Origin of the sequence: Caldanaerobacter subterraneus subsp. tengcongensis MB4, assembly GCF_000007085.1 — a bacterium.
GTDB classification, from domain to species: domain Bacteria; phylum Bacillota; class Thermoanaerobacteria; order Thermoanaerobacterales; family Thermoanaerobacteraceae; genus Thermoanaerobacter; species Thermoanaerobacter subterraneus.
Genome location: NC_003869.1, coordinates 100,695 through 113,534, shown reverse-complemented (window position 1 = coordinate 113,534; position 12,840 = coordinate 100,695). Strand labels below are relative to the sequence as shown.

Annotated in this window: 12 protein-coding genes and 1 other annotated feature; of the genes, 5 read left to right on the top strand and 7 right to left on the bottom strand. The window is 38.1% G+C overall.

Annotation, left to right across the window (positions count from 1 at the left end):
- Nucleotides 1-5 precede the first annotated feature (5 nt).
- From metG to TTE_RS00535, 4 genes are all read right to left on the bottom strand, one after another.
- Nucleotides 6-1,922: a methionine--tRNA ligase gene (gene metG / locus TTE_RS00550; protein ID WP_011024619.1), complete on the bottom strand. Its 1,917-nt coding sequence runs from the start codon at nucleotides 1,920-1,922 to the stop codon at nucleotides 6-8.
- Nucleotides 1,923-1,975: 53 nt separating this feature from the next.
- Nucleotides 1,976-2,208, bottom strand: a binding site (T-box leader).
- 73 nt (nucleotides 2,209-2,281) lie between these two features.
- Nucleotides 2,282-3,682 (bottom strand): CCA tRNA nucleotidyltransferase, encoded by a 1,401-nt coding sequence (locus TTE_RS00545; RefSeq protein WP_011024618.1) that lies wholly within the window; start codon nucleotides 3,680-3,682, stop codon nucleotides 2,282-2,284.
- A 74-nt stretch (nucleotides 3,683-3,756) separates the two neighbouring features.
- A complete protein-coding gene (locus TTE_RS00540) occupies nucleotides 3,757-4,278 on the bottom strand; it encodes a spore maturation protein (protein ID WP_041587075.1) in 522 nt (173 codons plus the stop codon).
- 5 nt (nucleotides 4,279-4,283) lie between these two features.
- On the bottom strand, nucleotides 4,284-4,868 hold the full coding sequence (locus TTE_RS00535) for a nucleoside recognition domain-containing protein (protein WP_011024616.1): 585 nt from the start codon (nucleotides 4,866-4,868) through the stop codon (nucleotides 4,284-4,286).
- A gap of 179 nt (nucleotides 4,869-5,047) precedes the next feature.
- Between TTE_RS00535 and TTE_RS00530 the strand changes: the two genes are divergently transcribed.
- Entirely contained in the window at nucleotides 5,048-5,302 is a 255-nt protein-coding gene (locus TTE_RS00530) for an AbrB/MazE/SpoVT family DNA-binding domain-containing protein (RefSeq protein ID WP_011024615.1), read from the top strand.
- A gap of 34 nt (nucleotides 5,303-5,336) precedes the next feature.
- On the opposite strand, the gene TTE_RS00525 is transcribed toward TTE_RS00530, so the two are convergent.
- From TTE_RS00525 to TTE_RS00515, 3 genes are all read right to left on the bottom strand, one after another.
- Nucleotides 5,337-6,203, bottom strand: a complete 867-nt coding sequence (locus tag TTE_RS00525; RefSeq protein ID WP_011024614.1) for a cation diffusion facilitator family transporter — start codon at nucleotides 6,201-6,203, stop codon at nucleotides 5,337-5,339.
- Nucleotides 6,204-6,307: 104 nt separating this feature from the next.
- The gene (rsmI, locus tag TTE_RS00520; protein WP_009610864.1) at nucleotides 6,308-7,135 is read right to left on the bottom strand and encodes a 16S rRNA (cytidine(1402)-2'-O)-methyltransferase; all 828 of its coding nucleotides are present in this window, start codon (nucleotides 7,133-7,135) and stop codon (nucleotides 6,308-6,310) included.
- Between the two features lie 2 nt (nucleotides 7,136-7,137).
- Nucleotides 7,138-7,884 carry a tRNA1(Val) (adenine(37)-N6)-methyltransferase gene (locus tag TTE_RS00515; protein WP_041587074.1) on the bottom strand — a complete coding sequence of 249 codons (747 nt, stop codon included), beginning with the start codon at nucleotides 7,882-7,884 and terminating at the stop codon, nucleotides 7,138-7,140.
- 121 nt (nucleotides 7,885-8,005) lie between these two features.
- Between TTE_RS00515 and TTE_RS00510 the strand changes: the two genes are divergently transcribed.
- The 4 genes from TTE_RS00510 (at nucleotide 8,006) to TTE_RS00495 (ending at nucleotide 12,829) form a co-directional block, all read left to right on the top strand.
- On the top strand, nucleotides 8,006-9,238 hold the full coding sequence (locus TTE_RS00510) for an arginine deiminase (protein WP_041587073.1): 1,233 nt from the start codon (nucleotides 8,006-8,008) through the stop codon (nucleotides 9,236-9,238).
- Nucleotides 9,239-9,338: 100 nt separating this feature from the next.
- Nucleotides 9,339-11,519, top strand: coding sequence for a hypothetical protein (locus tag TTE_RS00505; RefSeq protein WP_011024611.1), 2,181 nt, complete (start codon nucleotides 9,339-9,341; stop codon nucleotides 11,517-11,519).
- A gap of 83 nt (nucleotides 11,520-11,602) precedes the next feature.
- A complete protein-coding gene (locus TTE_RS00500; protein WP_011024610.1) occupies nucleotides 11,603-12,436 on the top strand; it encodes a sulfite exporter TauE/SafE family protein in 834 nt (277 codons plus the stop codon).
- Nucleotides 12,437-12,439: 3 nt separating this feature from the next.
- Nucleotides 12,440-12,829, top strand: coding sequence for a DUF1634 domain-containing protein (locus tag TTE_RS00495; RefSeq protein WP_011024609.1), 390 nt, complete (start codon nucleotides 12,440-12,442; stop codon nucleotides 12,827-12,829).
- Nucleotides 12,830-12,840 lie beyond the last annotated feature (11 nt).

The window sequence follows — 12,840 nt, the reverse complement described above, 5'->3', positions numbered from 1 at the left end:
TCACCTCAGCTTATTTTAGAACCGCTTTCTATGTCTTTGTCTACCGTCAACAGCGCCATTTTCCCTTCATTAGTGGCCGCCAATAGCATCCCCTGGGATTCAATCCCCATGAGCTTTCTCGGCTGTAAATTATATACAATTATTATCTTCTTGCCTATTAGCTCTTCTGGACTGTAATATTTGCCAATTCCTCCTACAATCTGCCTTATCTCTTCCCCGACTTTAAGCTTCATTTTAATGAGCTTGTCTGAACCTTCTACTTTCTCAGCTTCTAAAATTTCAGCAACTCTCAGTTGAACTTTTGAAAAATCTTCTATCGTGATATAATCTATCTTCTCTTCTTTTGTTTCTTTTGTTTTTTCTTCAGTTTTCTTTTCAAGAGATGCCAGTTCTTTCTCAACATCTATTCTGGGGAACAGGATTTCTCCTCTCTTCACCCTTGTGCCTTCCTTCAAAAGCCCAAATTTTAAGCTTTCCCATGTAGTCAAATCTTCCGTAATCCCTAATTGTTCAAACATCTTTTTAGGAGTATTGGGCATAAAAGGAGATATCAAAATTCCTATGAACCTTAAAGATTCTGCCAGATTGTATAAAACTGTACCCAGTCTGCCTCTTTTAGATTCATCTTTTGCTAGCACCCACGGCATAGTCTCATCAATGTACTTATTAGCTCTTGACACTAATTTCCATATCTCTATTAAGGCGTTGGAGAATTGCAACTTGTCCATGTATTCTTCTACTTTCTGTGGTAAATTTTGCGCTACATTTATGAGGTCTTCATCTATTTCTTCTTGAGAAGAAGGTTTAGGCAACACTCCATCAAAGTATTTCTCAATCATTGTGACAGTTCTACTTAAAAGATTGCCCAAATCATTTGCCAAATCGGAATTTATCCTGTTTATTAAAGCTTCGTTTGAAAATACGCCGTCAGCACCAAAGGGAACTTCTCTTAAGAGGAAATACCTTATAGCATCTACTCCGTACCTGTCCACTAGTTCCTTGGGGTCCACTACATTCCCTTTGGATTTTGACATTTTACCTCCTTCTAAAATCAACCATCCATGCCCAAACACCTTTTTAGGAAGAGGAAGTCCTAAAGCCATGAGCATAGCAGGCCATATTATCGTGTGGAACCTCACAATTTCCTTACCAACGAGGTGCACATCTGCAGGCCAATACTTTTTAAATTTCTCATCATTTTCTGTCATATATCCTAATGCAGTGATATAGTTAGAAAGAGCATCTATCCAAACGTATATGACGTGCTTAGGGTCAAAAGGCACTTTTATTCCCCAGTCAAAAGTGCTCCTTGAGACAAATAAGTCCTCCAATCCAGCCTTTATAAAGTTTATCATTTCATTTCGCCTGGACTCTGGCTGTATAAAATCTGGATGCTCCTCATAGTACTTCAAAAGCTTATCTCCATAAGCTGAAAGTCTGAAGAAATACCCTTCCTCTGTAACCCTTTCAACGGGTCTTCCGCAGTCAGGACATTTTCCATCCACAAGCTGGCTTTCTGTCCAGAAAGACTCGCAAGGAGTGCAATACCATCCCTCGTATTCTCCCTTATATATATCCCCCTGCTCGTACAACTTCATGAATATCTTTTGCACTATTTCTTCGTGATAGGCATCAGTTGTCCTAATAAAATGGTCATAACTTATATCCATTGTTTTCCATAAATCTTTTATCCATTCCACAATGCCGTCCACATATTCTTTTGGAGACATGCCTTTTTCTCTGGCTATCCTCTGAATTTTCTGCCCGTGCTCGTCTGTACCTGTCAAAAACATCACGTCATACCCTGTCAATCTTTTGAACCTTGCCATTGCGTCAGCAGCCACAGTAGTGTAAGAATGGCCAATATGTAGCTTGTCACTGGGGTAATATATAGGAGTGGTGATGTAAAAAGTCTTTTTCATTTTGACCTCCTCCTCAAGTTTTTTATAGTAATTAAATAAAAAACTCGCCTCCGGCAAGGGGCGAGATTTTCGCGGTACCACCCTTCTTCGCATGAACCTCGCGGCTCATGCCTCACAGAGTGCAAACACACTCCTACTCTGTAACGGGAGTCCCCGGTAAAGCCTACTAGCCTTCGACAGTACGGCTCCGGAGCCATCTTCAGAAGCTAGAACTTTATCGGCTCTCACCTTGCCCGACTCTCTGTAAAAGTTCTAGTCTTCCTACTCTTTCCTTCATCGCCTTTTCCAATATTCTATTTATCCTTAAATATACCCTTTATAATGAGTATTGTCAACTCCCTTTTTTATTATTCAACTCCTCATATTTTCTCCACTCTCATTCTCTCTTTTATAAACTCAACGGCATCTTCTTTTGTCTTTATTTCGCCGTAAAACCTGTTTTTCCTTATCTCATACAGTATCTGCCCGAGCTTTTTGCCATCTTTCACATCAAAATTTAATATTATGTCTAGAGGAGAAAGCAGCGGTTTTTCCGTCTCTTTAAACTCTACATATCGCTTTAAAAGTTTTGTTATAAAATTCTCATAACGGGGTATGTCCTCTTCTTTCCCAAAGCTTAACCGGCTGGCAGTGTAATCTGCCAAAGAGGCTAGCAGAATACCTATAGCGTTATCTTTTAGATGATAGAAAAACCTGAAAAGTGTCTTGTTATTTACCCCTTCAATGTAGTAATCGAGGGGCTTTTTATGGTAAAGCACAAGTTTTTTCAGGAGGTTTGTCTCTTTTTTGGGAATTCTCATGCGGGAGGCCATTTTCTTTATTATCTCAGCACCTTTTATCTCGTGATTGTAAAAGTGGAGGCGGTTTTCTACGTCGATGTATATGGAATCAGCTTTGCCTATGTCGTGAAACAAAATCCCCAGTTTTATTATATCTTTAACTTTATTTCCCGGAGACATGGGTTTTTCTAGGTATTCACTCACAAGGTCTTCTACATCCTTGGGAAATCTCATAGCGCTTATGATGTTTTCATACTCCTCCACTGCCCTTATAGAATGTATCCACGCGTTTATAAGCTGATAGTAGCACTTACCCACCTCTTTGAGTTTAGCTACCTCTTCAAAAATATTTTCCATCAAACTTAGCTCTTCCATCAACCTCAAATACTTATGCGAATCTTTTTCTCTTATTATCATAAAAATTTCATTCATTATCCTCTCAGGGGCAACATTTTTTAATAAATGGGCTTCTTCCTTTATTTTGGCTTTTGTCGCCTCATCTATATCAAATTTATAAGTGGCAGCAAATCTCACAGCCCTCAAAGCCCTCAAAGGGTCTTCCCGAAAGGTATAGTCTGCCACATGTCTTATTTTTCTGTTTTTTATATCCTTTAATCCTCCAAAAGGGTCTATTATGTATTCAAATTCAAAGTGGTCAGTGAGTCTAATAGCCATGGCATTTATTGTAAAGTCCCTGTGGGCCAGATCTTCGTATATGTCTTTCCCTCTTAAATTAGTGAAATCCAGTATTTCATCTCCAACCACTATTCTATATGTTCCTTTTTCTGCCATAAAAGGCACAAAACTGCCTCCCATCTTCTCAGCTGCCAATTTTGCGATTTCTTCTGCATTGCCTTTAACTACAAAATCGTAGTCCTTTGCTTCTTTGTTCAGTATCCTGTCCCTTATGTAGCCGCCGACAATGTAAACATTATAGGCTTCTCTTCCTAATTTCCTTATGAGCCTGGGTATTGTAGCCACGAAGATCCTTCCTTTCAAAAAGGTAAATTGCCTACCAATAATAAGTATAACAAAAGGGAAAAAGTATACAAGGCCTAAAAAAATATGCGGCTGTAAAAAACGCAAGAGATAATAGCCACTATATCAGCAAAAATTCCAGAAACGATTGAATGCCTTATATTCTTTATTCCTACGGCTCCAAAGTAAACTGCAAGCACATAAAAAGTAGTCTCTGTAGAACCGTACATAGCAGAAGCCATCTTGCCAATGAAAGAATCAGCACCATAAGTTTTCATAAGTTCTGTGGCAATCCCTAAAGCTCCGCTCCCTGAAAGAGGCCTTATCAAAGCAAGGGGAACAAGCTCTTCAGGCATACCTATCTTTTGAGTGAAAGGCATCAAAATCTGGGCAAGCAAATTCAAAGCCCCAGAAGCCCTCAAAACTCCTATAGCCACCAGCATAGCTAAAAGAGAAGGAAAAATCCTCACAACCACATCTAGTCCCTCTTTTGCGCCCTCTATAAAAATCTCATAAACTTTAGCCTTTTTTACAAGACCGTAAAAAGGTATAATTATAAGAAGAACAGGGACAAGCCATTCAGAAAAAATTTCTACCACACACATCACTCCCTAAATATTGACATTTTTTCAATAAAGTTGTTGAAAATTAACCCTGCCGTAAGAGCTGTAGCTGTAGAAAAAATGCTCACAATTACAAAATCCGCCGGGTTTTGCGCTCCAAGGGATGCTCTAAGGCCTATCATAACAGCGGGAATGAGTTGAATTGAAGCAGTATTTATAACTAAAAATCGGCACATGGCATTTGAGGCACTCTCTTTTCTGTTGAGCTCTTGAAGGTACTCCATAGCCTTAATTCCAAAAGGAGTAGCGGCGTTTCCAAGCCCCAGCATATTAGCAGAAATATTCATAATCATTGCAGAAATAGCTGGATGGTCCTTGGGGACCTCCGGAAAAACTTTCGTTACTACAGGTTTTAGCACTTTTGCTACAATATCCATAAGCCCTGACTTTTCAGCAATTTTCATTATTCCGAGCCAGAGAGCCATAACTCCTAGAAGGCCTATTGAAATCGTCACTGCACTTTGAGCGGAATCAATTATCGCCCTTGACACCTCCGACATTTTTCCATTTGCCATTCCGACAAATACTCCCACAGCGATCATAAAAAACCATATGTAGTTCATCATAAAAAAACCTCCTGCATTGCCAAAAATCCTACTATTTTTCGCTTTTTCTTCTTATGTAATAAAATTTATGTTATTATCCTAAAAAAATTCCAAAAAAGGTGTTGACTTATTTTTCAAAACTTGGTATTATTATAAGTGAAGTACAACTGTCGAAATTTGTAACTCAGGAGGGGAGAAATATGTTGAAATCCACGGGTATTGTGAGAAAAGTAGATGAGCTGGGAAGGGTAGTAATACCAATTGAGCTCAGGAGGACATTAAACATCGCAGAAAGAGACGCATTAGAAATCTATGTAGATGGAGAGCAGATAGTCCTCAAAAAGTACGAACCAGCATGCATTTTCTGCGGCAACGCTGAAAATGTCATAAACTACAAAGGGAAAAACATCTGCAAAAACTGCTTGGAAGAGCTCAAGAAAACTCCATTAGAATAATCGCAGGAAAAATAATGGGAGGGAAATCCTCCCATTATTTTTCCTCCTTTTTTTCTTCTGGCTCTATGTGAACTGTGACATTGGCTTCTGGGAATCTGTCAATAATTTGCTTTGAAACCTTATGGGAAAGTTCATGGGCTTCTACAATATTTGCATCTCTTCTGACTCTCAAGTGCACATCTATTTCTCTCTTCTGCCCCGACTTCCTAGTCCTCAATTTGTGAAAACTTGTAATTTCAGGATTTGACTTGATTATCTCCTCTATTTCTTTCAATTCTTCCTCCGGAAGACTTGTATCCGTCAGGTCTTTTAAAGCTTCTTTTGTAAGGTCAACAGAGGCTTTTATAATTAAAAAGGCTACAAAAATAGCAATTACTGGGTCCAAAATGTTAATACCTGTAAATCTTATGACAACAAGGCCAGCAGCAACTCCTAAAGAAGTAAAAACATCTGTTAAAAGGTGCATGGCGTCGGCTTTTAGAGCTATAGAGTCCTCTTTTTTGGCAACTTTAAATAAATAAAATGAAACTACGCTATTTATGAGGGCAGAAAAAAGCATCACTACTATGCCCATTCCTAGATTTTCTACGTATGCGCCGGTAATTATTCTTTTCAAAGCCTCATATATTATGAGAAGAGCAGCAAAAAAAATTAAAATAGCTTCAACAAATCCAGACACATTTTCGTACTTCCCGTGGCCAAAGGGATGGTCATCATCAGCAGGCTTTGCCGCCTTTCTTATAGAAAAAAAGGCAATTATACTTGCAATTAAATCAATTGAGGAATGAATTGCCTCAGAAATTACACCTATAGAATGCATCAAAATTCCTGCCACCAATTTTACTGTTATCAAAAAGCTGTTGGAAACAACAGACAAAAGAGCCGCTTTTTCTCTATTCATGGCAACCTCCACACATTATCAATTGAAATTGTCACTTATATATATTATAGTTCATGGGCCAAAAATATGCAAATATTTTACACAAAAGGTATTGAAAATCAACTTCAATTGATATCTTCATCTATGACAAGCTTATAAACTTCTCTTTTTGAAACCTTCAGCTCTTCTGCAACCTTTTTCACAGCTTCTTTTTTATCCATCCCTAGTTTTAGGTATTTATCTAGCAATTCTTTAGGGTCTTTTTGTAAAGGACTAATTTTAGCTCCTTCTATTACTATCACAATCTCTCCCTTTACTTCCTCTCCTAACTTTTCTAAAACTTCTTCTACCGTCCCTCTTATAAACTCTTCGTGAATTTTAGTAAGCTCCCTTGCCACCACAACTTTTCTTTCCCCTATGTATTCTTTTAGTTCCTTTAAAGTTTCTTTCAATCGGTGAGGAGATTCATAAAGTATTGTAGTCCTCTCTTCTCTTGAAATCCTCTCTAGTTTTTCCCTTCTCTCTTTGCTTTTCTTTGGCAGAAAACCTTCAAATACAAAAGAAGAAGCATCAAGTCCTGAGGCAATAAGCGCTGTGATGGCTGCTGTTGGCCCTGGAAGAGGCACTATCTTTATGCCTTCCTGTATGCAGAGCCTAACTAATTCTTCCCCGGGATCTGAAATCGAAGGGGTACCCGCATCAGTCACCAGTGCAATAGATTTTCCACTTTTCAATTTTTCTATTAGCTTGGGTCCCATCGTTACTTTATTATGTTCATGGTAACTTACAAGGGATTTTTTTATTTCGTAGTGATTTAACAACTTCAGTGTCTGTCTGGTATCTTCTGCTGCAATAAGGTCCACCTCACTTAAAACCCTCAAAACCCTAAGAGTTATATCTTCCAAATTGCCAATAGGTGTGGGGCACAAATACAATGTCCCATACTCTTCCATTTTTATTCCTCCTCCAAACTTTCCTTTGAATATATGGATTTCACCTCTTCTGTATACTCACCAGTCCTTTCATACACATAAAGGGGCGGAAGTACAGTCAAAGAGGGCTGCGCTCCCTTTTTTGCTTCCAAAAGCAATAAATTGGGCTTGCTGTCAACGTAGGGATGAACAAACCTAAGCTTTTTAGGCTCCAAATTGTACTTCCTCAAAAAGTACATGACATCTACTAACCTGTCCGGACGGTGAACCATAAAAAATTTTCCGCCAAATTTTAAAAGCTTAAAAGCTGCTTTTACAAAATCCTCAAGTCCTCCGTAAACTTCATATCGCGCGATATTCTCTGCCTCCTCCTTTTTTTCAAAACCTGTATAAAGGGGCATGTAAGGAGGATTAGAAGTTACCACGTCAAATTTTTCGTAACCCAATAATTTCTCTACTTCTCTTACATCCCCGTGTATTATCTTTATTCTGTTTTCCAGACTGTTAATTGCCACGCTCCTTATCGCCATGTCAACCATCTCTTCCTGAATTTCGACCCCGTAAATAAAAGTATCTTTTGTTTTTGCTGCAATCAAAATAGGAATTATCCCATTGCCGCATCCCAAATCCACAATCCTATCTCCTCTTTTTGCAGTGACGAAATTTGCAAGCAAAACTGCATCTATTCCAAATCTGAATTTGTCCTTGTGTTGAATTATGGCCATATTTTTTATGTTTAACTCATCCAATCTTTCTCCCTCTTTCAACACTTTTCTCACCTCTTCTATATTCTACCTTTCAACCTGCCTTTTTTCAACAAAAACCTCATCCAGCGTATTGAAAATCACCTCATTGAACAGTATACTATATAAGGAATTTATACGCGGGAGGATGAAAAATTTGATAAAAACAGGTATCGTCCCTAGAATAACCTCTGAAATAAATCCGTTAAAGGCTGTGATACTACATAGACCAGGAAGAGAACTGGAGCGCTTAACTCCTCAAAACCTTTCTGAACTTCTCTTTGATGACATACCTTGGGTGCGAAAAATTCAAGAAGAGCACGATGAATTTGTAAAGGTACTGAAAGAAAACGGAGTAGAAGTGCTGTATATAGAAAGATTGCTTTCTGAAATACTACAAGATGAAGAGGTAAAAGAGGAATTTATCGAAGACCTCCTCCAATTAAATGGTATCACCTCTCCCAAAATATTAGACTTTTTGTTTGGACTTTTAAGAGAAAAACCCGTAGATGAACTGGTAGAAATATCTATATCTGGACTTTCATTGTATGAAGCAAAAGTAAAAAGGTCCTTGATGGGCCTGGCAGAACACATATACGAAGAAGACTATTACTACATCAAGCCATTGCCAAACCTCTATTTCACAAGGGACCCAGCCGCTGTAATCGACAGAGGACTCATGATAAGCTCAATGAAAGCTGCTGCGAGAAAGCCAGAAACCCTGATATTTAAGTACCTGTATAATTATCATCCTCTCTTCAAAGACAACGAAGTCCCCCTCTTTTATGACAACACTTATCCTCATTCTATAGAAGGCGGAGACATTTTAGTCTTAAATGAAAAAGTAATAGCGGTCGGCTGTAGCGAAAGGACATCCCCACAGGCAATAGAACAGCTTGCTCACAATCTATTTGAAAAAGGATCCTCTGTTGAAAAAATACTGGTAGTACAAATCCCTGCAAAAAGGTCTTACATGCACTTAGACACTGTATTTACCATGGTGGATACCAACAGATTTGTCTTCTACCCGGGCATAAAAAATGAGCTAAAAATTTTTAGCCTCATAAAAGAAGAAAAAGGTTTTTCAATACACAGGGAAAAAGACTTACAAACAGCCCTAAAAAATGCCCTAAACCTCTATACAATAGACATAATTCCAACTGGAGGATTAAACGCCATAACTTCTGCAAGAGAACAGTGGAATGACAGCACTAATACCCTTGCCATAGCTCCGGGAATAATTGTAACATATTCTAGAAATGAAATATCAAATAAAATTTTGGAAAAAGAAGGGATAAAAGTGATCCCGATTGAAGGGTCTGAGCTGTCAAGAGGAAGAGGAGGCCCTCGTTGCATGACAATGCCTTTAATGAGAGATTAAAAAGTCCTCTTTTGAGGACTTTTTAAAAATTTTTTAACAATTTTATGTTATAATTAAAAAGCCGCGTGCCAATTACTAATTTTAAGGAAGGAATGTAACTATGAAAAAGTTTATCGCTTCTCTTCTAATGCTTTTATTTATTTTTTCGTCAATTTCACATCCTCTTGCCTTTCCTTCTCAAAATTCAAACAAATTAGCTGTGCTTTTCATTCTAGACAGGACGGGCATTGAAGACCTTAAAAAGTACGACCTCCCCAACATAAAAAAGTTAATGGAAAAAGGCTCTCTAGCTCTCATGAACACAAGAACAGCTGGAAGCTATTCTGAACCAGCTGCATACCTTACAATAGGTACAGGGACAAGGGCAGCTGTCGGTGAGATGGGCGGACTTTGCTTCAACAAAAACGAAGCCTATGCCTACACCAGCGCAGAAAATTTGTACTATCTGTACACTGGAAGAGAAGTAGAAGACAACGACATAGTAAATATAGGAATACAGGATTTAATCTCTCAGGCTTCAAATTTAAATTATACAGTAACTCCCGGACTTCTGGGACAGATTTTGAAGGAACATGGGATAGATGTATATGTCTTTGGGAATGGAGATGTGAAAACTCCCTACGGCACAGCCTACAACAGATACGCTGCTTTAATCGGCATGGACAAAGAGGGCCTAGCAAGGGGAGATGTGAGCGAATCTCTTCTTTTAAGAGATGAAAATAGCCCTTACATGGTAAAAGCAAACTACAAAAAACTTTATGAAAAATTTTTAGAGGCAAGTAAAGAAGGGGGACTTATAATAATAGACCCTGGAGATACATTGAGAGCTGATGCATTTTCCAAATACACCACACCTTCTTTAGCAAACTCTTACAAGGAAAAAGCTTTAAAAGAAGCTGATGAACTAATCGGCAAAATTCTCAATCACATGAATTTGTCAAAGGATTTGTTTATAGCGTTGTCTCCTTATCCCTCTAGTTCAGATATTTCTAAAAATAATTTGATTACCCCTGTAATAGTAGCAGGTCCTTCTTTCTCAAAAGGGTTGGCCACTTCAAACACCACAAAGAGAGAGGGAATTGTCACAAATCTAGACATAGCACCGACAATTTTGAAATACTTTAATATAAGTCCCCCAATAGAAATGCTGGGACATCCTATTAAAACTATTCCAAGTGACAATGCTCTTTCTAAGCTCTTAAAAGACGACGAAATGATAGTCTCTGTCCACAATGCAAGAACTCCTATACTAAAAGGTTACGCATCAATTTTTATAATCTTAGTTATACTTTATATAGTGTTGTTGTTCATAAAAAAAGACTATCTAGGTTACATTTCGCCATTATTGTTAGCAGTTATCACTGTACCACTTACTTTCTTAATCCTTCCATTGCTCGGTCCATTAAATCTTTACTCAAACGTGATAGCTATTGTGCTTATAACAATCGCAATTGACCTTCTGGTAATGCTTTCTTCAAAGAAAGACTTAGACAGAGTAATGATAATAAGCCTTATCACATCATTTGCCATACTGGTAGATTTGGTGCTTCACGCTCCCCTTATGAAAAACTCTCTTCTAGGATATGACGTAATAAGCGGCGCTAGGTACTACGGAATAGGAAATGAGTACATGGGAGTGCTCCTAGGTTCCTTGATAATGGGCACAGCTTTATTTACAGAAAAATATCCTAAGAAAATTGTAAAGGCCACTACATTTTTGCTGTTTATTGCCGCTTTCTTTTTAATGGTAATGCCCCAATTTGGCGCCAAAGTAGGAGCCTTCATCACAGGGTTTATGGCTTTTGGAACTGTAATTTTGATGATGTCTGGAGTAAAAATAACTAAAAAACATTTTCTGATAATGTTTGTCTTAATGGCAATTTCATTAACTCTAATGTTTGCGATCTCTACTTTCTTAGGGACAATGACCCACATGGCACAGACTACTTTGATTGTAAAAGCTGAAGGAATCAACTCCCTATTTCAGATTTTTGCAAGAAAGCTGCAAATGGAGCTAAAACTCATGAAATACACCATATGGTCTTGGGTACTTGTAATATCAATTGTCGCACTTTTTGTAGTGTCCTACAAGCCAACAGGAGTATTGCAGGAAGCCTTTAAAAATCACAAGTACATCTATACAGGCTTTTTTGGAAGCATAGTTGGCATGCTCTTTGCGCTGGGATTTAACGATGCAGGCATTGTAGCAGCAGCAACTATGTGCATTTACGCAATACCCCCTATTTTACTGTTACTTCAAAAAAATGAAAACCATGGTTAGAGTGAATTTGGCTTAAAACTAAAGGTATGCTATAATCTTTTATGCAGAAAAAATTTAGCAAAGGCTGAGGAGATGATGAAATAGTGGTTGCAACTTCTCTAGAGATATTTATTTTTTCTGTTATTGCAGGTGTTTTTGGCGCTCTTTTGGGCTTAGGCGGTGGAATAATTGTAATACCTGCCCTCACTCTACTTTTGGGAGTAGACATAAGATACGCAATAGGAGCAAGCATAGTGTCAGTCATAGCGACTTCTAGCGGAGCAGCTGTGGCATATGTGAGAGACAATATCACCAATTTGCGAATTGGGATGTTTCTGGAAATTGCTACAACTCTAGGCGCTATAACTGGCGCCTATATAGCAGGTTTGATAAGCTCTAAATACCTCTACATCATTTTTGGCCTCGTACTCTTATACTCCGCTTTAGCAATGCTTAAAAAAAGAAAGGAAGAATTACCCCAAAACGTAATCTCCCATCCTTTAGCCAAGAAGTTAAATTTGGAAGGCTCTTACTTTGATAAAGTTTTAAACAAAGAAGTAAAATACAAGGTAGCTGGAGTTTATGAAGCTTTTGGGACGATGTACTTGGCTGGAATACTATCTGGCCTTCTAGGAATAGGCAGTGGAGTTTTTAAAGTGTTGGCAATGGACCTTTTTATGAAACTTCCAATGAAAGTGTCTACAGCTACCAGCAATTTCATGATAGGTGTCACAGCTGCTGCAAGTGCAGGGGTGTATCTCATGAGGGGAACGATAAATCCAGAAATTGCAGGCCCTGTAGCAATAGGAGTTCTTTTAGGAGCAACATTAGGCACAAAGATAATGGAACGCCTTAAAAACACCACCATAAGGAAAATATTCATCCCTGTTTTAATCTACATCTCTGTACAAATGCTCATAAAAGGTCTGGGGGTATAAGAAATGGAAAAAGACATGAAAATGAAGTTGAAAAAAGAAAATGAAGATTTGAGAAAGATGGAACTCATTATAAGCAAAGCCTTGAGTATAGGTGTCACTACAAGCGCTGTGGTAATTTTTTTAGGCCTTTTAATGCTTGTAATAACAGGAAACAGCGGATATCCTCACGGTTATTACCCAACCACACCTCTTTCAATATTAAGGGGCTTTATCGCCTTAAAGCCCTATGCAGTGATACTAACAGGCCTTTTGCTTCTTATACTCACCCCCGTATTTAGAGTAGCTGTGTCAATTATCACTTTTTTCTACGAAAAAGACTACACTTATACCATCATAACAACTTTAGTTTTCATAATACTGATAATTAGCTTTTTATTGGGTAAAGTAGAATAAAAAATAGAGGA